Source organism: Saccharothrix saharensis (assembly GCF_006716745.1).
In the GTDB taxonomy this organism is placed as follows: domain Bacteria; phylum Actinomycetota; class Actinomycetes; order Mycobacteriales; family Pseudonocardiaceae; genus Actinosynnema; species Actinosynnema saharense.
The window spans coordinates 6,442,786-6,461,526 of record NZ_VFPP01000001.1 but is presented as its reverse complement, the minus strand read 5'-3'; the positions used below and the strand labels follow the sequence as shown (position 1 = coordinate 6,461,526).

The 18,741-nt window shown below is 72.1% G+C and carries 21 protein-coding genes; 9 read left to right on the top strand and 12 right to left on the bottom strand.

Going from position 1 to position 18,741, the window contains the following annotated elements; translation table 11 throughout:
* The 7 genes from FHX81_RS29460 to rimO all read right to left on the bottom strand — a co-directional run bounded on the left by FHX81_RS29460 (position 1) and on the right by rimO (position 6,447).
* Positions 1 to 1,245 carry a uracil-xanthine permease family protein gene (locus tag FHX81_RS29460; RefSeq protein ID WP_141981371.1) on the bottom strand — a complete coding sequence of 415 codons (1,245 nt, stop codon included), beginning with the start codon at positions 1,243 to 1,245 and terminating at the stop codon, positions 1 to 3.
* Between the two features lie 220 nt (positions 1,246 to 1,465).
* On the bottom strand, positions 1,466 to 2,257 hold the full coding sequence (gene pspM, locus FHX81_RS29455) for a phage shock envelope stress response protein PspM (protein WP_141981369.1): 792 nt from the start codon (positions 2,255 to 2,257) through the stop codon (positions 1,466 to 1,468).
* A gap of 16 nt (positions 2,258 to 2,273) precedes the next feature.
* Positions 2,274 to 3,137: a PspA/IM30 family protein gene (locus FHX81_RS29450; RefSeq protein WP_141981367.1), complete on the bottom strand. Its 864-nt coding sequence runs from the start codon at positions 3,135 to 3,137 to the stop codon at positions 2,274 to 2,276.
* A 300-nt stretch (positions 3,138 to 3,437) separates the two neighbouring features.
* Positions 3,438 to 3,863: a helix-turn-helix domain-containing protein gene (locus FHX81_RS29445; protein ID WP_141981365.1), complete on the bottom strand. Its 426-nt coding sequence runs from the start codon at positions 3,861 to 3,863 to the stop codon at positions 3,438 to 3,440.
* A 156-nt stretch (positions 3,864 to 4,019) separates the two neighbouring features.
* Positions 4,020 to 4,493, bottom strand: a complete 474-nt coding sequence (locus tag FHX81_RS29440; protein WP_141981363.1) for a CinA family protein — start codon at positions 4,491 to 4,493, stop codon at positions 4,020 to 4,022.
* Entirely contained in the window at positions 4,490 to 5,074 is a 585-nt protein-coding gene (pgsA, locus tag FHX81_RS29435; RefSeq protein WP_281291755.1) for a CDP-diacylglycerol--glycerol-3-phosphate 3-phosphatidyltransferase, read from the bottom strand. Before pgsA ends, FHX81_RS29440 begins: the two co-directional genes overlap by 4 nt.
* On the bottom strand, positions 5,071 to 6,447 hold the full coding sequence (gene rimO / locus FHX81_RS29430; RefSeq protein ID WP_141984198.1) for a 30S ribosomal protein S12 methylthiotransferase RimO: 1,377 nt from the start codon (positions 6,445 to 6,447) through the stop codon (positions 5,071 to 5,073). Before rimO ends, pgsA begins: the two co-directional genes overlap by 4 nt.
* Positions 6,448 to 6,690: 243 nt before the next feature.
* Here rimO and FHX81_RS29425 point away from each other — a divergent pair, with 243 nt between their 5' ends.
* From FHX81_RS29425 to FHX81_RS29390, 8 genes are all read left to right on the top strand, one after another.
* Positions 6,691 to 7,191, top strand: coding sequence for an amino-acid N-acetyltransferase (locus FHX81_RS29425; protein ID WP_141981359.1), 501 nt, complete (start codon positions 6,691 to 6,693; stop codon positions 7,189 to 7,191).
* Positions 7,192 to 7,253: 62 nt separating this feature from the next.
* On the top strand, positions 7,254 to 8,108 hold the full coding sequence (locus FHX81_RS29420) for a MerR family transcriptional regulator (protein WP_246108023.1): 855 nt from the start codon (positions 7,254 to 7,256) through the stop codon (positions 8,106 to 8,108).
* Positions 8,105 to 8,563, top strand: a complete 459-nt coding sequence (locus FHX81_RS29415; RefSeq protein WP_141981356.1) for a hypothetical protein — start codon at positions 8,105 to 8,107, stop codon at positions 8,561 to 8,563. The genes FHX81_RS29420 and FHX81_RS29415 overlap by 4 nt, the downstream gene beginning before the upstream one ends.
* A gap of 113 nt (positions 8,564 to 8,676) precedes the next feature.
* Positions 8,677 to 9,105: a hypothetical protein gene (locus tag FHX81_RS29410; protein WP_141981354.1), complete on the top strand. Its 429-nt coding sequence runs from the start codon at positions 8,677 to 8,679 to the stop codon at positions 9,103 to 9,105.
* On the top strand, positions 9,102 to 9,359 hold the full coding sequence (locus tag FHX81_RS29405; RefSeq protein WP_141981352.1) for a hypothetical protein: 258 nt from the start codon (positions 9,102 to 9,104) through the stop codon (positions 9,357 to 9,359). Before FHX81_RS29410 ends, FHX81_RS29405 begins: the two co-directional genes overlap by 4 nt.
* A gap of 331 nt (positions 9,360 to 9,690) precedes the next feature.
* A complete protein-coding gene (locus tag FHX81_RS29400; protein WP_141981350.1) occupies positions 9,691 to 9,993 on the top strand; it encodes a YcaO-like family protein in 303 nt (100 codons plus the stop codon).
* Positions 9,994 to 9,997: 4 nt separating this feature from the next.
* A complete protein-coding gene (locus FHX81_RS29395; protein WP_141981348.1) occupies positions 9,998 to 10,543 on the top strand; it encodes a nitroreductase family protein in 546 nt (181 codons plus the stop codon).
* An 84-nt stretch (positions 10,544 to 10,627) separates the two neighbouring features.
* On the top strand, positions 10,628 to 11,059 hold the full coding sequence (locus FHX81_RS29390) for a phospholipase (protein ID WP_246108022.1): 432 nt from the start codon (positions 10,628 to 10,630) through the stop codon (positions 11,057 to 11,059).
* A 147-nt stretch (positions 11,060 to 11,206) separates the two neighbouring features.
* Here the strand turns inward: FHX81_RS29390 and FHX81_RS29385 are convergent, their stop codons facing one another.
* Positions 11,207 to 11,893, bottom strand: a complete 687-nt coding sequence (locus FHX81_RS29385; RefSeq protein WP_141981344.1) for a glycoside hydrolase family 12 protein — start codon at positions 11,891 to 11,893, stop codon at positions 11,207 to 11,209.
* Positions 11,894 to 12,117: 224 nt separating this feature from the next.
* Entirely contained in the window at positions 12,118 to 14,562 is a 2,445-nt protein-coding gene (locus FHX81_RS29380) for an FtsK/SpoIIIE family DNA translocase (RefSeq protein WP_141981342.1), read from the bottom strand.
* 131 nt (positions 14,563 to 14,693) lie between these two features.
* Here FHX81_RS29380 and FHX81_RS29375 point away from each other — a divergent pair, with 131 nt between their 5' ends.
* A complete protein-coding gene (locus FHX81_RS29375; RefSeq protein WP_141981339.1) occupies positions 14,694 to 15,473 on the top strand; it encodes a lysophospholipid acyltransferase family protein in 780 nt (259 codons plus the stop codon).
* Positions 15,474 to 15,537: 64 nt separating this feature from the next.
* Here the strand turns inward: FHX81_RS29375 and FHX81_RS29370 are convergent, their stop codons facing one another.
* Genes FHX81_RS29370 through dapA form a run of 3 tightly spaced genes read right to left on the bottom strand, consistent with a single transcriptional unit; the run spans position 15,538 to position 18,717 of the window.
* Positions 15,538 to 16,107 carry a dienelactone hydrolase family protein gene (locus FHX81_RS29370; RefSeq protein ID WP_141981337.1) on the bottom strand — a complete coding sequence of 190 codons (570 nt, stop codon included), beginning with the start codon at positions 16,105 to 16,107 and terminating at the stop codon, positions 15,538 to 15,540.
* A 34-nt stretch (positions 16,108 to 16,141) separates the two neighbouring features.
* On the bottom strand, positions 16,142 to 17,824 hold the full coding sequence (locus FHX81_RS29365) for a ribonuclease J (protein ID WP_170232213.1): 1,683 nt from the start codon (positions 17,822 to 17,824) through the stop codon (positions 16,142 to 16,144).
* Complete coding sequence (gene dapA / locus FHX81_RS29360; protein WP_141981335.1) at positions 17,821 to 18,717, bottom strand: 4-hydroxy-tetrahydrodipicolinate synthase; 897 nt, start codon at positions 18,715 to 18,717, stop codon at positions 17,821 to 17,823. Before dapA ends, FHX81_RS29365 begins: the two co-directional genes overlap by 4 nt.
* Between the last annotated feature and the right edge of the window lie 24 nt (positions 18,718 to 18,741).

Here is an 18,741-nt window from a genome sequence, read left to right as displayed (position 1 = left end):
CTACGCCTTGCGGATGGTGCCCAGCCAGCGCAGGAGCGGGTGCAGGATGACCACCAGCAGCGAGCCCCAGACCAGGCCGCCCAGCTCCATGTCGCCCAGCTCCAGCGTCAGGTCGCCCACGCCCGCGACCAGGGCCGCGCCGCCGACCAGCGCGTTGCCCGGGTTGGCGAGGTCGACCCGGTTGTCCGTCCACACGCGCACGCCGACCAGGCTGATCAGGCCGAGCAGCACCAGCGTCGCCCCGCCGACCACGCCCGCCGGGATGGTCGCGAGCACGGCGGTGACCTTCGGCGAGAACGACATCAGCACCGCGGCCACCCCGGTCACCGCGTACGCGGCGGTGGAGAAGACCCTGGTCACGCCCATCACGCCGATGTTCTCGGAGTAGGTGGTGGTGCCGGACCCGCCGCCGAACCCGGCCAGCGCGGTGGACACGCCGTTGGCGATGATCGAGTCGCCGACGTTGCCGTCGAGGTTGCGGCCGGTCAGCGCGCCGATCGCCTTCACGTGACCAACGCCCTCCGCGACCAGCACGATCACCACCGGCAGCACCAGCAGGGTGACCGACGGCCGCAGTTCCGGCGCGTGGAACTCGGGCAGCCCGAACCACGCGGCCCGGCCCACCGCGGCCGTGTCGACCAGGCCGAGCCAGAAGCCCAGCGCCCACCCGGCGAGCACGCCGATGAGGATGGAGAAGCGGAACGCCGTGCCGCGCCCCAGCACGCCGCACAGCAGGATCACGCCCAGCGTGACCGCGGCCAGCAGCGGCTGCTCGGAGAACGAGTCGGTGGCCCGGTGCGACAGGTTGAGCCCGATCAGCACGACCACCGCGCCGGTCACCGCCGGCGGCATCACGGCCTCCAGCAGCCGCACGCCCAGGGCCTTCACCGCCACCCCGATGATGATCACCAGGAGGCCGGCCGCGAGCACGCCGCCGAGCTGCGCGGCGATGCCCTCGTCCCGGGCGGCGGACAGCGGCGCGATGAACGCGAAGGACGCGCCGAGGTAGCTGGGCACGCGGTTGCGGGTGATCAGCAGGAACAGCAGGGTGCCGACGCCGGAGAACAGCAGGGTGGTGCTGACCGGGAGGCCGGTGGTGGCGGGGACGAGGATCGTGGCGCCTGCCATGGCGACCAGGTGCTGGGCGCCGAAGCCGATGGTGCGCGGCCAGCTCAGCCGCTCCTGCGGCGCGATGGCATCACCATCGGTGGGGCGGCCATCGCCGCGCACGGTCCACAACGCCACTCAATGACCTCCCCGGCGACCAGGACGGACCACGCTGTCCGACCCAGGGATCCTGCCACGCCAAGTAGTGGCAGCGGCTAGATAACGGTCTGATAATCACACGATCGCAGCAGCGCACGCCACTGCGGCTGCGAGAACAGCCGAACTCCGCTACGCAACGTGACGTAATTGCGTTCGTGCAGATGGCCGCGCGGCCGACGGTGCGGAGATCCGCAGCCGTTCAGCGCGACAGCTCGCGCAGCGCCGACGCCAGGCCGGCGAGGTGGTCCGTGGCGTCGCCCAGCACCTGCCGGGGGTTGGACGCGGTGCTCTCGGCGAGCACCCGGCCGGCCGCGGCGACCAGGCCGCAGTACCCGTCCACGCCCTCGTCGAGCTGTGCCCTCAGTCTTCGCACGCCCTCGACCAGCGGGGCGCGGTCCAGCGGCGGGGCCGTGTCCCGCGCCCGTTCCACGGCCTGGAGCTGCCGCGACACGGCCCGGATCGCGGCGGACGCCTCGGTGCCGGTGGCGCGGGCCTGCTCGACCGAGTCGGTGGGGACGGACGTCAACGCCGCCGAGTCGAGCTGGCGCAGCAGCTCCCGCAACGTGTCCTCGGCCTCCTCTAGCCGTTCCATCGGCTGCCGCGCGCCGGAGGAGCGGGCGGGGAGAGGCTCACGCACCGGCGCGGCCTGCAACTCCCGCCGCTGGGCGTCGATGGCCCTCATCCTGAAGTTCGTGCGGACGGCCAGCACGGAGGTGCCGGCGAACCCGAGGGCCGCGCCGACACCGATGCCTGGCGCGATCACGCCCACGATGGCGAGCGTGCCGACCGCGGTGAGCAGGGCCAGCACGATCAGCCAGAAGGTGAGCACGCGGCTCGACCGGCGGTACCGCCGGTCGAGCTTCGCGCGCGGGTCGTTCCAGGCGGCGTACCGCCGTTTCACCTGGTCCGCGAGCTGCCCCTGGAGTTGCCCCTGGAGCTGGCCGCCGATGATCTGGGCGATCTCGCCGGCCACCTTCCGCCGGGGTTCCATCGCGGACACCACCCTCTCAGCCCTGGCTCGCCGGCGGGTTCTGCTGCATCTGCTGGGTCGGCTGCGCCTGCGTCTGCTGCACCCGCTGCTGGATCTCCTGCTGGATGCTCGCGCTCGCGCCGGCCGGCTGACCGCTGGTCACCTCGCCCGCGACCTTGCCGCCCGCCATCGAGGCGCGGATCTGCTCGAGCCGCGACTGGCCCGCCATCTCGGTGGTCGACTGCTGGACCTCCAGCATCCGGCCCTGCACCGAGTTCTGCGCCAGCTCCGCCGAACCGAGCGCGGTCGTGTACCGCTTCTCGATCTTGTCGCGGACCTCTTCCAGCGACGGCGTGTTGCCCGGCGCGGCCAGCTCGGTCATCTGGCGCAGCGAGTGGGAGACCTGCTCCTGCATCTTCGCCTGCTCCAGCTGGCTGAGCAGCTTGGTGCGCTCGGCGAGCTTGTTCTGCAGGACCATCGCGTTGCGCTCGACCGCCTGCTTGGCCTGCGTCGCCGCCTGCAACGCCTGGTCGTGCAGCGTCTTGAGGTCCTCGATGCTCTGCTCCGCCGTCACCAGCTGCGTGGCGAAGCCCTGCGCGGCGTTCTCGAACTGCGTCGCCCGCTGCTCGTCGCCCTTCGCGCGGGCCTCGTCGGCGAGCACGAGCGCCTGGCGTGCGGATGCCTGGAGCTTCTCCACTTCGCCGAGCTGGCGGTTGAGCTTCATCTCGAGCTGGCGCTGGTTGCCGATCACCGCGGCGGCCTGCTGCGACAGCGCCTGGTGCTGCCGCTGCGCCTCCTCGATGGCCTGCTGGATCTGCACCTTCGGGTCGGCGTGCTCATCGATCTTGGACGAGAACGCCGCCATGAAGTACTTCCACGCCTTCACGAAAGGGTTGGCCATCTCCTACGCCTGCCTTCTCCGCACTTCCCTGGCTCGCGCTCGTGATTGGCAACGACCCGGTGCCGGTGTTGGTTCCATCGTGTCAGTTGTCCCGCGCTGCTTCCACCGACCTGGGGAGATATCCGGGATCACCCTGAGTCACCCCCCGACTTTCGTCGGCATGGTCATCCTGCCCGCCCGCTCCCGGGGCGACGCGGCGACCCCGCGGGGGGTTGCCAAGTCGTTGCACGCGCCGGCCTTGGTGAACGCCGAAAGCCGAGCCGGTCGGACCGGCTCGGCTTCGGCACGTGTGGGCTGGGGTTACGCCGCCACCACCGCGTTGCGGGGCTTGCTGATCGAGGTGGGCAGCCGGTGCGTGAGCACGGGCTGCAACCGCAGGTCGGACAGGTCGTTGCCGATCACCGCGGGCACCATGGTGCCGCCCTCCAGGCCGGCCGACGCGGACGCGGGCGCCCGTTCGGCGAGCTCGGCCGGGGTCGGCACGGGCTGCTGGACGGCGCCGATGTCCGAGGCGACCAGGTGCAGCAGCTCCCACAGGGGCAGGTCCAACGCCTCGCAGATCGCGGCCAGCAGCTCGCTGGACGCCTCCTTGCGGCCTCGCTCCACCTCGGAGAGGTACCCCAGGCTGACGCGGGCGGTCCTGGAGACCTCGCGCAGCGTGCGGCGTTGGGTGGTGCGGGCATGGCGGAGCCGATCACCGATCGCCTCGCGTAGCAGCACGGTCATCGCGCGCCTCCTTCCGGCCGGCCGTGCCACCACGTTACCGACCCGTCCCGTCGACGGGCAGTGACTTCCCGACACGTCCGCCAAGGGCGAACGAGTGAACCCGCCGGTAAGTTCCCGCGTCCGTGTCCGGGTGTGACGGGGAACGCGCTGCTCACGTCACTCGACGGGGATCTTGAGGTGGTCGCGCAGGAAGGTCAGCGCGGCCGTTGTCGAACTCTTGCGGACTTCGTCACGATCACCACCGAGAGTGAGCGATCGGACGGAGGAACCGGACGGACCGGACAAACCGATGTGGACGGTGCCGGGTGCGACCCCGTCCTGCGGGTCGGGGCCGGCCACGCCGGTCAGCCCGAGGCCCCACGTGGCCCCGCAGCGCTCGCGCGCGCCCTCGGCGAGCTGCCGGGCCACCTCGGGGTGCACGGCGCCGTGCTCGGCCAGCAGCGCCGCGTCCACGCCGGCGAGCGTGTGCTTGAGGTCCGTGGCGTACACCACCAACCCGCCGCGCACCACGGCGCTGGAGCCGGGCACGGAGGTCAGCTCGGCGGTCACCAGGCCGGCGGTCAGCGACTCGGCGGCGGCGACCGTCTCGCCGCGCTCCCGGAGGGCCCGGACGACGTCGGCGGCGCTCATGCCCCGGCCACCGCCCGCTTGCCGCGGGCACGCAGCCGGAAGGCGCGGATGACGTAGTCGACGCCCGTGACGACGGTCAGCACCACGGCCGCGCCCATCGTGGCCACCGACACCACGTCCAGCCACGAGGGCAGGGGCAGCACGTACAGGCCGATCGCCACGATCTGCACGAGCGTCTTGGCCTTGCCGCCGCGACTGGCCGGGATCACGCCGTGCCGGATGACCCAGAACCGCAGCAGGGTCACGCCCAGCTCGCGGACGGCGATGACCACCGTCACCCACCACGGCAGTTCGCCGAGCAGGCTCAGGCCGACCAGCGCGGCGCCGGTCAGCGCCTTGTCCGCGATCGGGTCGGCGATCTTGCCGAAGTCGGTGATCAGGCCGTGCTTGCGGGCCAGGTTGCCGTCGACGTGGTCGGTGACCGACGCCACCGCGAACACCCCGAACGCGGCCAGCCGCCACCACGGCTGGTGGCCGTCCTCGGCGAACAGGAGGTAGAGGAACACCGGCACGAGCACCAGCCGGGACATCGTCAGCACGTTGGCGATGTTCAGCACCGGCACGCGCGCGGGTTCGGTCACCTCGGGAGCACCTCGATCGCGGAGACCACCAGGTCGACGCCCTCGGACCCGTCCACCCGGCAGCGCACCAGGTCGCCGACCTTCAGGCCGTCGGCGTTGGTGATGACGCACTCGCCGTCGACCTCGGGCGCCTGGTGGGCGGCGCGGCCGACGCAGTCGTTCTCGTCGTCCTCCTCGGTCTCGACCAGGACGACGACCTCCTCGCCCACGCGCTCCTCGGCGCGCTGGGACGTGAGCTCCTCGACCAGGTTCGAGATCCGGGCGACGCGCTCGGCGACGGTGTCGGCGTCCAGCTTGCCGGGCAGGTTCTCGGCCTCGGTGCCGTCCTCGTCGGAGTAGCCGAACACGCCGACCGCGTCCAGCCGCGCGGCGGTGAGGAACCGCTCCAGCTCGACCACGTCCTCCTCCGTCTCGCCGGGGAAGCCGACGATGACGTTGCTGCGGATGCCCGCGCGCGGCGCGAGGGAGCGGATCTGCTCGACCAGGCCGAGGAACGACTCGGTGGAGCCGAACCGGCGCATCCGGCGCAGCACGGCCTCGCTGGAGTGCTGGAAGGACATGTCGAAGTAGTCGGCGACGCCGTCGGTGGTGGCGATGGCCTTGACCAGCGTGGGCTTCGTCTCGGCGGGCTGGAGGTAGGAGACCCGGACGCGGTCGATGCCGGGCACCTGCGCCAGCCGCTGGACCAGCAGCTCCAGGCCGCCCAGCTCGCGCGGCAGGTCCTTGGCGTAGGAGGTGGAGTTCTCCGAGACCAGGAACACCTCGCGGACGCCCTGCTCGGCCAGCCACATCGCCTCGGCCACCACCTCGTCCGGGTGGCGGGAGACGAACGCGCCGCGGAACGACGGGATCGCGCAGAACGAGCAGCGGCGGTCGCAGCCGGAAGCGATCTTCAGCGGCGCCACCGGGGTGTCGGCGAGCCGCGTGCGCAGCACGCGCGGGCCCCACCCGTGCCCCGGCACCTGCACCTCCTCGGCGGCCTTCGGGCGCTGCACGGGGGTGAGCGGCAGCAGCGTGCGGCGGTCGACCGGCTGGTGCGACTCGATGGTCTGACCGGCCAGGACGTCGTCGAGGCGGTCGGCGAGGTCGGTGTAGTGGTCGAACCCGAGCACGGCGTTCGCCTCGGGCAGGCTGTCGGCCAGCTCGGCGCCGTAGCGCTCGGCCATGCACCCGACCGCGACCACCTTCGCACCGCTGTCGGCGGCGGCGAGGAGCGTGTCCACGGAGTCCTTCTTGGCGGACTCGACGAAGCCGCAGGTGTTGACCACGACCACGTCGGCCTCGTCGTCGACCAGCTCCCACCCGCCTGCGGTGAGGCGGCCGGCGAGCTCTTCGGAGTCGACTTCGTTGCGGGCGCACCCGAGGGTCAGCATGGCGACGCGCTTGGACGTGGTGGGGGAAGACACGGTGCTCAGCGTAACCGGCGCCCGCCCCTCCCCCACCCGCCCGTGCGCCGTCACGCACGCGCGGGCCGTGCGGCACGAGGGCCGCGGCGGCGATCGCGGCCGGCGCGGGCGGGCTCCCGGACGCCGGGCGGCCCGTCGGCGCGGGGGGCCGGTGCGACTCGGGTTACCTCCGCGTTGGTCGCGGAACCGGCTGGGCATAGCGTTTGCACCGTGAACGACTCGATCAACGTGCGTCGCGCCCGCACCGGCGACGTTCGGGCGATGAAGGCCCTCATCGACGCCTACGCCGGCAAGGTGCTGCTGGCCAAGCCGCTCGTCACGCTGTTCGAGGACATCCAGGAGTTCTGGGTCGCCGAAGAGGACGGCGTGGTGCTCGGGTGCGGTGCGTTGCACGTGCTGTGGGAGGACCTCGCGGAGATCCGCACGGTGGCCGTGTCGCCGCACGCGCTGGGCCGCGGCATCGGGCACCGGATCGTGCACCGGTTGATCGAGACCGCCCGTGAGCTCCAGTTGCGGCGGTTGTTCGTGCTGACGTTCGAGACCGACTTCTTCGGCAGCCACGGGTTCGTGGAGATCGACGGCACGCCCGTCTCCCCCGAGGTGTACGAGGAGATCATGCGGTCGGCCGACGAGGGCGTGGCGGAGTTCCTCGACCTGTCGTACGTGAAGCCGAACACGCTCGGCAACTCCCGCATGCTGCTACACCTGTAACTCTTCGAGTAAAAACTCGAACAGTCTTGACTCCACGAGCGCCGACCTCCACCATCGGTGCCGTGGAGCAGCTGACGGTCGACGAGCTCGCGGTCCGGGTGGGCCTGCCGGGCAGCACCATCCGCATGTACCAGACCAAGGGCGTGCTGCACCCGCCCCGCCGGCAGGGCCGCGTCGCCTACTACGACGCCTCCCACCTGGAACGCCTCACCCTGGTCCAACGCCTCCAGTCGCGCGGCTTCTCCCTGCCCGCCATCGCCGAGCTGGTGAAGGCGCGCGAGAAGGGCGCGAGCGTCGCGGCCGTGCTGGGCGTCGGCGAGGCCGAGGGCCCCGACGACTGGGTCCGGATCAAGGTCCGCGACATCAGCCGCCTGGTCCCGCTGGGTGACGTCCGGCCGCGCGTCCTGCGCCGCGCCTCCCAGCTCGGACTGGTCCGCTGGCGCCGGGGCTGGCCGCACGTCCGCCGGTGGGCGCTGGAAGCGGGCAACCGCTTGGCGGCGCTGACCGTCCCGAGCGACGACGTGCTGGACAAGTTCGCCAACCTGCGCACGGCCACCGACGGCATCGCGGCCGACTTCGTGGAGGTCTTCGAACGGCGGCTGTGGCCGCAGTTGGCCGACAACGCGGGCCAGGACGACCAGCTCGACCGGATGCGGGCGCTGCTGGTGGAGCTGACCTACACCGCCGAGACGGTGGTCATCGGCACGTTGCGCGAGTCCATCCGCGAGGCCGCCGAGGAGTTCGCCCGCCGCCACCAACTGCTGCCCGGCGACGACTTCCGGCCGGCGTGGGTCGAGGAACCGGTGCCCATCGCGGAACGTCTCATCGAGACCGAGGAGGACCACGAACTCCCCGACGAGCCCGCGATCCGGCGGTTCCTCGACCGGGGCGACGAGCACGACGAGCCGATCAGGTGACCGCGCTCGTGCCCGACCCCGGCCGGCGGGCCCGGGTGCAGGACGAGGGCGTGGTCGTGCACGCCGGGGCGGACCCCGTCCACCTCCTCCCGGACGTGCCCGGCGCCGAGGCGCGGGTGCTGGTCGAGCTGTTCGAGCCGGTGCGGAGGGGTTCGGCTCGCCCGCTCGACCCGGATCGGCTCACCGCGCCGGTCCGCGAGCACCTGCGGGCGCTGGGTGCGCTGCGCCCGGCGGGCCTGCCCGTGCCGGGTGCGCCGCCGAACGTCGGCGTGCGCGTCCTCGGCACGGAGCCCGCCGGGCTCGGCGCAAGCGCTTGCCTCGGCTGCCTGGCCGTCCGCGCACGGCACCGCTGGGGCGATCCGGAGCCACCCGGCCGCGACGACCGCCGAGTTCCGGTTGCGCTGGGCCCGGCACGCACTCGACCGGTTCGCCGGCGCTGCTGGACCGGGTCGTGACGCCGCACCTGGACGAGTTCACCACCACCGCCGAGGACGTGCTGCCGGCGGCGGACCGCGAGACGTGCCCCCGGTTCGAAGTGGGCCGGGTCGACCTGCCGTGGGGATGACCGATGACGACCGCTCTGCGCCTTCCTGATCCGTTCACACCCGACACGACCACCGCGACACCGACGTGGTGCTGCTGCCGTTGCCGCTGCGCGGTCCCGGCGGTCGGCGGAGCGATCGCGCTGCCGGCGTCGCTGTTCCTGCCCTGGGTGCTCGCCTCGCCGTTCCTCGACGTCGGCGAGCGCCGGCCCTTTTACGCCCTCGCGGGCGCGGTCGGCGCGCTGCTGCGGGCCTGTTTCGCGGCCGAGCCCGGTCGCGGGGTGAAGCGGCTGGCGGTGGGGATGGCGTTGTTCGCCGCCGAGCCGGTCCCGGCGCTGCCCGTGCTCGGCCTGCCCGCCCGGTTGGGCGAGCCCTTCGCGATCCGGGGGTACGGCGCGGCGGTGGCCGTCGTCGCGTGGCTGGTCGTCCGGCACTACGCGTGGAGGTGGGCGTGATCGCGGTGGTCGGCGCGCTGGTCGGCTTGCGCGCGGGGTACCGGTACGACCGCTCGATCGGCAGGCACCCGCTGCGGTCGGGGGTGAAGCGGCTGGTGTTCTGGGTGTTGCTGTTCGCCGCCGAGTGCCTGCTGGTGCCGCGGGTCGCCGCGACGGAGGGCCCGGTGGTGTTCATGGCGGCGTTCGCGTACCTGGCGGCGGTGTGCCTGGCCGGGCCGTGGGTGTCGGAGTACTACCGCCGGCGTGCCACGTGACCACGCCCGCGGCCGCGCTGCTGGAACGGGCCGTCGGGTGGCGGCAGGGCGTGGTGTCGCGGCCGCACCCCCGTGCCGCGCACCCTGTCCGGTGTGGACGTTCGGGGTTCGCCGCGGCGCCGGGGCCGTTCGCGACCGGCGGCACGTCCGGTGGCGCGGCGTTCGAGCCCGAGCAGGCGGAGCGGGCCGTGATCGCCGAGGCCGCGGACCGGTACCCGGCCGCGCGCAGTCCACTCGGGACGGTCAGTGAGCCGGAGGGCCCCTGCCGGCCGCTGGACGAGGTCACCGACTTCGACCGGCACGCCCTGTACTACGCGGACCACTGGGACGAGTGGCGCGCGTCGCCGTGGTGGTGGGGCGAGCGGGGCCGCGCGACTCCGCGGCCCGCGGTGACGCCGCCCGGCTGCGCGAACTCGTGGACGCGCTCAACGTGCGCCCGGCGTACCGGGAGCCGACCACGCCCGAGGCGGCGACCGCGGGGCTGCGGTGCGTGCGCGTGCTGTCCCCCGACCTCGCGCCGCTGCACGCCGACCACCGGTGGCCGCACTTGGGCGGGCGCGCGGCGGACGTGGCGTGGCGCTACCCGGGCCGGTCCGGCCGGTTCCCCGATCCCGCACCACATCCGCTGGGGTGACGTCATGACGCCGGTCGAGCCGCCGACCGAGCCGCAGCCGCTCGACCGGCCGCAACGGCTGTTCCGGGCAGCTCGAAACGCGGTGCCGGCGGCATTGGCCGAGGACGACGGCCGGTCCTGCCCGTCGGCCGGTGGTTTGCACCCGGTGCGCTGCTACGCGTTCCCGCGCAACGTGCGGCACGGGCTGAACGGGCGGGTGGTCCGGTACGACGCGACGAGGCACGCCGTGCAGGACGTGGGGCCGGCACCGGACTGGGTGCGGCTGCGCGAAGTGCCGGCCGCCGACGCCGAACCGGCGGTCGTGCCGGCGCTCGTCCTGGCGGACCAGCCGGTGTTGGCCGGGTACGGGCAGCGCGGTGGGCGGTTCGGGCCGCTGGAAGTGGGCGCGGCGGCCCAGTCGGTCTGCCTCCGGATGGCCCAGCAGCGGCTCGGCGGGTACCTGCTGGGCGGTGCGGCGGACGCCGATGTGTTGGCGTTGCTGGGACTGCGCGGTCAACCGGTGCGGCCGGCCGCGGCGATCGCGTGCGGCGCGATGTTCACCCGTCGTTGACGCGGTATGAGCCGATCGGGGCTGTTGTGCGTTGATCCCCGGCCGGTAAGAACCCCTCAAGCCCGAGAACCGAGGGGAAAAACAGTGCTCGCGAAATCCCTGCGCAACGCCTTCGCCGTCGTGGTCGCCTCGCTCGCCCTGCTGGCCGGCGCCGGTGTCGGCCAGGCGGCGATCAACGCGCCCGCCGTGACCGACGACTACCTGTTCAGCAAGTCGCTGGCGCAGTTCAGCTCGCTGCGGGCGCAGCGGCCGTACAGCGACCAGCTCGACTGGTCGTCGGACGGCTGCTCGTGGTCGCCGGACAACCCGTTCGGGTTCAAGTTCCTGCCCGCCTGCCACCGGCACGACTTCGGCTACCGCAACTACAAGCGGCAGGGGCGGTTCAACGAGACGACCCGGCTGCGCATCGACAACAACTTCAAGTCCGACCTGTACCACCAGTGCGCGGGCAACTGGTCCTGCAACCGCACGGCGGACCTGTACTACCAGGCCGTGCGGGAGTTCGGCGCGAGCTGATCCCCTTTCGGCGGGTGGACAACGCACTCCCGCCGAAAACGCGTGACGCCGCAACGCTTCGCAGGGGTCCCCGGCAAGGGGACCCCTGCTTTTATTGTGCCCGAAGGGTCTGACGATTCCGGGCGCGTGAGCGGGTGCGGGCGGGAATCAGGTGGTGATCGAGAAGCTGTTGGACCGGAAGTCCATGCCGCCCGACGACGAGGTGATCTCGAAGCCGAACTGCACGTCGCCCACGGTCACGTCGCCGTACCAGCCGCGCGACCCGATCCACCTCAGCACCGCCAGCACGTCCACCGTGCCGGCGTCGGTGTTGCTCGTCCGCACGAACGAGAACACGGCGTTGGAGCCGTTGGAACCCCGGTACACGTCCCACGTGTGGCCACCGACCGACGCCGTGGTCTGCCTCGACCCGATCGGGCCGACGGCGCCCTGCTTGTTCATCCAGATCATGATCTCGTAAGCGTGGTTGTCGGCCCAGATGTCGTAGGCCGTCGCGTAGGCGCCCGAGCCGGGCCTGGTCACGTTGAACGAGCTCGACAACCTGCTCAGGCCGCTGAGCTTGCGGTTGACCATCTTCGCCGAGTGCGGGTACGACTTCACGCCCCCGGTGTTCGGGTGGTTCGCCCACACACCCCAGTTGCTGTAGGAGTTCGCCCAGATCGACTGGAACCCGGCGCCGGAGCCCCAGATGTTGTTGCGGACCGTGTACCCGCCGTTGGACCACGTGGCCCACTGGTCGCTGGACGACCAGGTCGCGGCCTGCGCGACACCGGTGGAGCCGAGGAGGAACCCGACCAACGCGACCGCCACGGCGGCCGAACGCATCCTGTTCATGACGCTTCTTCCCGGGCAACGCTGCCCACTCGGCGCACTGCGAGTCGAATCGCTTCGACTCGTGGTGCACGGGGATACCTGGCGACGCGGCGGTGGATGAGCGAACTATTGCAGCCCAATGGTCACCGGGTCAACGCCCGGAAAGCGAACGCGCGCGCATTCGATTGTTCGACCGCGCTATTCGATGGCGCATTCGACATCGGCATTTCCGCCCGAACGCGCGCTCAGTCGTCGTCCGCGTCGTCGTCCGGGCCGGAACCGCCGCGGATCAGGTAGACGACGGAGTCCAGCTCGTCCGGCTTGATCAGCACCTCGCGCGCCTTCGACCCCTCCGACGGGCCGACGACGCCGCGCGTCTCCAACAGGTCCATCAGCCGGCCCGCCTTGGCGAAACCGACCCGCAGCTTGCGCTGCAGCATCGACGTCGAGCCGAACTGGGACGTGACGATCAGCTCGGCCGCCTGGATCAGCAGCTCCAGGTCGTCGCCGATGTCGGCGTCGATCTCCTTCTTCTCGCCCGCCTTCGCCGCCGTGACGCCGTCGGTGTACTCGGGCTGCGCCTGGTCCTTGGTGAAGTTGACGATCTCGGAGATCTCGTCGTCGCCGACGTACGCGCCCTGGATGCGCACCGGCTTCGACGCGCCCATCGGCAGGTACAGGCCGTCGCCCATGCCGATCAGCTTCTCGGCGCCCGGCTGGTCCAGGATGACCCGCGAGTCGGTCAACGACGACGTGGCGAACGCCAGCCGCGACGGCACGTTCGTCTTGATCAGACCCGTGACCACGTCCACCGACGGCCGCTGCGTCGCCAGCACCAGGTGGATGCCCGCCGCGCGGGCCTTCTGCGTGATCCGGACGATGGCGTCCTCGACGTCGCGCGGCGCGGTCATCATCAGGTCGGCCAGCTCGTCCACGATCGCCATGATGTACGGGTACGGCCGGTAGGCGCGTTCGCTGCCCGGTGGCGCGGTGATCTCGCCCGACCGCACCTTCCGGTTGAAGTCGTCGATGTGCCGCACCCGGTTGACCTGCATGTCCTGGTAGCGCTGCTCCATCTCCTCGACCAGCCAGGCCAGCGCGGCGGCGGCCTTCTTCGGCTGGGTGATGATGGGCGTGATCAGGTGCGGGATGCCCTCGTACGGGGTCAGCTCGACCATCTTCGGGTCGATCAGGATCATCCGGACCTCGTCCGGGGTGGCGCGGGCCAGCAGCGACACCAACATCGAGTTCACGAAGCTCGACTTGCCCGAACCGGTGGAGCCCGCGACCAGCAGGTGCGGCATCTTGGTCAGGTTCGCGGTGACGAAGTGGCCCTCGATGTCCTTGCCCAGCCCGATGACCATCGGGTGGTTGTCCTTGACCGTGGACGGCGAGCGCAGCACGTCGCCCAGCCGCACCATCTCGCGGTCGCTGTTGGGCACCTCGATGCCCACCGCGGACTTGCCGGGGATCGGGGCCAGCAGCCGGACGTTGTCCGTCGCGACGGCGTAGGCGATGTTCTTGGTCAGCGCGGTGATCTTCTCGACCTTCACGCCGGGGCCGAGCTCGACCTCGTAGCGGGTGACCGTCGGGCCGCGGGTGAAGCCGGTGACCTGCGCGTCGATGGAGAACTGGTCGAGCACGCCGGAGATGGCCTCGATCATGAGGTCGTTGGCCTTGCTGCGGGCCTTCGGCGCGTCGCCGTCCTTGAGGATGGTCGGCGGCGGCAGCCGGTAGTCGCCCTCCACCGCGCGCACGGCGATCGCGGCGGGTTTCGGGGTCTCCGGCGTGGCCTTGGGCTTGGGCGCGGGCTTGGCGACCGGTGGTGGCGGTGGCGGCTCCTCGTCCAGCGGCAGTTCGGGCTGCTGGTCGGCGACGTCCGCGACGGCCTGGCGGCGGCTGCGGGACGGGCGGCGCAGCTTGGCCGGCTTCTCCTCGACCTCCGGCTCGAGGTCGTCGTCGTCCGCGCCGAAGCCGTCGAGCTGGTCGGGCTTGCGGTGCAGCAGGCTGCCGAGCCTGCCGGGCACCTCGCGGACCGGCAGGTGCACGAGCAGCAGCACGCCGTAGGCGAAGATCAGCACGAGCAGCGGTCCGGCGACCCACGACGTGAGGCCCTGGGCGAGGAACCCGCCCGAGAGGTAGCCCAGCGCGCCACCGGCGTCACGGCGGGCGACGGGGTCCATCGGCAGGCCGCCCGCCAGGTGGAACATGCCCAGGAACCCGACCAGCACCAGGATCGTGCCGATCACCAGGCGAGGTCGTGCCTCGGGGTTCGGGTCGGTGCGCATGAGCATCACGCCGACCGCCAGCAGCACCACGGGCACGATCACCGCGGGACCGCCGACGGAGCTGCGCACGGCCACGTCGACCCACTGGCCGACCGGTCCGCCCGCCTGCCACCACACGCCCGCGGCGGTGATCACGGCCACCGAGATGAGCACGAGCGCCAGCCCGTCACGGCGGTGCGCCGGGTCGAGCTCCTTGCCCCGGCCGACCGCGCGGACCACAGAGCCGACACCGCGACCGAGCAGACCCCAGACCCGGCCGACGGATCCGGAGGACTTCTTCGCGGGCGCCCGCCGGGCGGGTGGGCGCTTGGCGGCCGGTCGGGACGCGCCGGCCCGCGGCTTCGACCCGGATCCGGTGCGACGGGTCGTGCCCTTGCGCGAGGTCCCAGTTCGGCCGGCCATGTGTATACGGTAGTCCCTCAAGCCTCAGCGGCCCCACGGTTCACAGGGCGACGTGACGTGCGCTGCTCGACGCCCATGGTTGCCCCGAAGCCGGTGCGCCGACACCTCGACACGCCGTAGCCTGTCGCGCTGTGCCCACACCACTGCTGTGGCGCGTGCTGACCGCCGTCGACCAGGGGCTCGTCGGTCTCAGCGGACGACTCGAAGTCACCGGTGACATCCCGGCGGACCTCAGGGGACGTCCCCTGCTGCTCGCGTCCAACCACATCGGCAACCTCGACCCGTTCGTGCTGATCGCCGCGTGCCGCCGGATCGGCGTCGCGCCGCGCTTCCTGCTCGCGGGCGGCCTGCTCGACGCGCCGGTCCTGGGACCGCTGCTCAAGGCGTCCGGCCACGTGCGCGTCGACCGCTCGGCGGCGGACGTCGGCGACGCCTACCACCGCACCGTCGAGGTGTTGCGGCGCGGCGGTGACCCGATCGCCATGTACCCGGAGGGCCGGATCAGCCTCGACCCCGGCCTGTGGCCGGAACGGGGCAAGACCGGCGCGGCGCGGCTCGCGCTGAGCGGCGGCATCCCGGTGGTCCCGGTCAGCCAGTGGGGCGCGCACGAGGCCGTCTACTGGGGCAACACCCACGTCGGCGGGTGGGCCGACGCCAAGCCCTACCTGACGTCCTACGTGCGCGGCCTGCGCAAGCGGCCGACGTTCAAGGTGCACTTCGGCAAGCCGGTGGACCTGTCCGGGCTGGCGGACGGCAAGCCGGGCGACGCGCGGCGGGCGCACGAGCGGATCATGCGCGCGATCACGGCCGGCCTGGTGCCGTTGCGGGTCGACGAGCCGGACCTGCCGAAGTTCCACGACCCGACGCGGCCGACGACGGGCAGGAGCCCGTGGCGGCCGGACCAGGGCTGAGCGCGGCTCCCCCACGAGAGCGGGACCCCGGTCCGGTGGGCGATCGGCCCACCGGACCGGGCGCCTAGTTCAGGAACGCCAGCACGCGTTCCATCAGCAGCACGGCGGCCACCTCGTCGTACGACGACAGGCTCGGGTCGGCGAAGAGGTGCTTGTCGCCGGAGTACAGGAACAGCTCGCCGTCCGCCGCGCCCGCCACCAGGGCACGCGCGGCGTCGAGGTCGCCGTCGTCGACGAACGAGCGGTCGTCCGCCATGGCGTGGACCTGCACCGGGACGCTCGCGGGCCACGCCGGGCCGAACTCCGTCACCGGCACGCACGCGCCGACCAGCAACGCACCCGCGGCACCCGGTCTGGTCTGGGCCAGCAGCTGCGCGGGCAGCACCCCCAGCGAGAACCCCACGTACACGAGGTCGGACCGCAGCCCCTCGGCGGCGAGCCGGCCGCGTTCGGCGATCGTGCCGAAACCGACCTCGTGCGCGTAGTCCATGCCCGCGCCCAGGTCCACGAACACCCGGCCCTCGTACAGGTCGGGCACGTGGACCGTGTGCCCGGCCTCCGCCAACCGCTCGGCGAAGGCCGTGACACCGGGCGTCACCCCGTGCGCGTGGTGGAACAGCAGCACCTCGGCCACGTCAGGTCCTCCCCGCCACGCGCCGCACGCGGATTCAGTTCACCGGGATGATGGTCGGCACGATCATCGGCCGGCGGCGGTAGGTCTCGGCGACCCAGCGGCCCACCACGCGGCGCACGGCCTGCGCGATGCGGTGCGAGTCGGTGATGCCCTCGGCCTCCGTGCGCGACAACTCCATCTCCACCAGCGACACCGCCTGGTCCAGCGCCTTCGGGTCGTCGGAGAAACCGCGGCCGGACACGGTCGGCGGTGCGACCGCCCGGCCGCTGTTGGAGTCCACGGCCACGGTGATCGCGATGAAACCGCCCTCGCCGAGCACGAGCCGGTCGGACAGGGTCGACTCGCCGACGTCGCCGACGGACAGGCCGTCCACGTAGACGTGGCCCACCTCGACCTTGCCACTGATCGCCGCCTTGCCGTCGACCAGGTCGACCACCACGCCGTCCTCGGCGATGACGACCCGTTCGGCCTTCACGCCCGTCGCCACGGCCAGCGCCGCGTTCGCCCGCAGGTGCCGCCACTCGCCGTGCACCGGCATCACGTTCGACGGCCGCACCGCGTTGTAGAGGAACAGCAGCTCGCCGGCCGGCGAGTGGCCGGACACGTGCACCTTGGCGTTGCCCTGGTGGATGACCGTCGCGCCGAGCCGCGCCAGGCCGTTGACCACGCCGAACACCGCGTTCTCGTTGCCCGGGATGAGGGAGGACGCCAACACGATCGTGTCCCCGGCCTTGATCGAGATCTGCCGGTGCTCGCCGCGCGCCATCCGCGACAGCGCCGAGAGCGGCTCGCCCTGCGACCCGGTCGACACGAACATCACCTGGTCCTCGGGCATCTCCATGGCCTCGTTGAGGTCCACGAACAGCCCGTCGGGCACGTTCAGGTAGCCCAGCTCGGCCGCGATGCCCATGTTGCGCACCATCGACCGGCCGACCAGCGCCACCCGCCGCTTGTACTGCACGGCCACGTCCAGCACCTGCTGCACCCGGTGCACGTGGGAGGCGAAGCACGCCACGATCACCCGCTGGTTGGCCTTGCGGATGACGTTCTCCAGCACCGGCCCGATCTCGCGCTCGGGTGCGACGAACCCGGGCACCTCGGCGTTGGTCGAGTCCACAAGGAACAGGTCGACGCCCTCGTCGCCGAGCCGGGAGAACCCGGCCAGGTCGGTGAGCCTGCCGTCCAGCGGCAGCTGGTCGAGCTTGATGTCGCCGGTGTGCAGCACCAGGCCGGCCGAGGTGCGGATGGCGACCGCGACCGCGTCCGGGATGGAGTGGTTGACCGCGAAGAACTCCAGCTCGTACGGCCCGAACGCGCGCCGCTCGCCGTCGGTGATCTCCATCAGCTTCGGCGTCTGGCGGTGTTCCCTGCACTTGGCCGCGAGCAGCGCCAGCGTGAACCGCGAGCCCACCACCGGCAGGTCGGGGCGCAGCTTGAGCAGGAACGGCACCGCGCCGATGTGGTCCTCGTGCCCGTGGGTGAGCACCAGCGCCTCGATGTCGTCCAACCGGTCCTCGATGGCCCGGAAGTCCGGCAGGATCAGGTCGACGCCAGGCTGGTCGTCCTCGGGGAAGAGCACGCCGCAGTCCACGACGAGCAGCCGGCCGGCGTGCTCGAACACCGTCATGTTGCGGCCGATCTCGCCAATTCCGCCCAGTGCGACGACGCGCAGACCTCCGTCGGGCAGTGCGGGCGGGGGTGAGCTCGGGTTGATCACGCGTTGACTCCCAATTCGGCCTCGACGGCCTTGATGTCCTCGGTTGAAGCGGGTACCAGCGGCAGCCTCGGGTCGCCCACGTCGAGGCCGCGCAAACGCAGCGCGGTCTTGGCGTAGGTCACGCCGGGCATCCGGCTGAAGGGCCGCAGCAGCGGCAGCAGCGACTGGTGGATCGCGGTCGCGCCGGCGACGTCGCCGGACTCGAACGCGTCGAGCAGGTCGCGCAGCCGGTCCGCGGCGATGTGCGAGATGACGCTGACGAAGCCGACCGCGCCGACCGACAGCCACGGCAGGTTCAGCGGGTCGTCACCGGAGTAGTAGGCCAGGTCGGTGGCCGCGATGACCTTGCTGCCCGCGAGCAGGTCGCCCTTGGCGTCCTTCACCGCGACGATACGCGGGTGCTCGGCGAGCCGCAGCAGGGTTTCCACCTCGATGGGCACCACCGAGCGCGGCGGGATGTCGTACAGCATCACGGGCACGCCGACCTGGTCGGCCACGGTGGTGAAGTGCGCGGACACACCCGCCTGGGTGGGCCGCGAGTAGTACGGCGTGACCAGCAGCAGGCCGTGCGCGCCCGCCGCCTCGGCCTGCTTGGCCAGGTGCACGCTGTGCGCGGTGTCGTACGTGCCCGCGCCGCTCACCACGGTGGCGCGGTCGCCGACCGCTTCGACCACGGCGCGGATCAGGTCCGCCTTCTCCGCATCGGTGGTGGTCGGGCTCTCGCCGGTGGTGCCGTTGACCACGAGGCCGTCGTTGCCCAGCTCGACCAGGTGCTCGGCGAGCCGCTGGGCCTTGCCCAGGTCCACCGCCCCCTCCGCGTCGAACGGGGTGACCATGGCGGTGAGCACGCGGCCGAACGGTCGGCCGGGCGCGGCGGCAGGACTTGCGGTCATATGCGGAAATCTACCGCGTCACCC

Bases quoted from the DNA above. Each gene is read 5' to 3' on its own strand.
- FHX81_RS29410 (WP_141981354.1), top strand. From the start codon at position 8,677: ATGACGACCGCTCTGCGCCTTCCTGATCCGTTCACACCCGACACGACC.
- FHX81_RS29450 (WP_141981367.1), bottom strand. From the start codon at position 3,137: ATGGCCAACCCTTTCGTGAAGGCGTGGAAGTACTTCATGGCGGCGTTC.
- FHX81_RS29380 (WP_141981342.1), bottom strand. From the start codon at position 14,562: ATGGCCGGCCGAACTGGGACCTCGCGCAAGGGCACGACCCGTCGCACC.
- rimO (WP_141984198.1), bottom strand. From the start codon at position 6,447: ATGCTGACCCTCGGGTGCGCCCGCAACGAAGTCGACTCCGAAGAGCTC.
- FHX81_RS29440 (WP_141981363.1), bottom strand. From the start codon at position 4,493: ATGAGCGCCGCCGACGTCGTCCGGGCCCTCCGGGAGCGCGGCGAGACG.
- pspM (WP_141981369.1), bottom strand. From the start codon at position 2,257: ATGGAACCCCGGCGGAAGGTGGCCGGCGAGATCGCCCAGATCATCGGC.
- dapA (WP_141981335.1), bottom strand. From the start codon at position 18,717: ATGACCGCAAGTCCTGCCGCCGCGCCCGGCCGACCGTTCGGCCGCGTG.
- FHX81_RS29385 (WP_141981344.1), bottom strand. From the start codon at position 11,893: ATGAACAGGATGCGTTCGGCCGCCGTGGCGGTCGCGTTGGTCGGGTTC.
- FHX81_RS29445 (WP_141981365.1), bottom strand. From the start codon at position 3,863: ATGACCGTGCTGCTACGCGAGGCGATCGGTGATCGGCTCCGCCATGCC.
- FHX81_RS29395 (WP_141981348.1), top strand. From the start codon at position 9,998: ATGACGCCGGTCGAGCCGCCGACCGAGCCGCAGCCGCTCGACCGGCCG.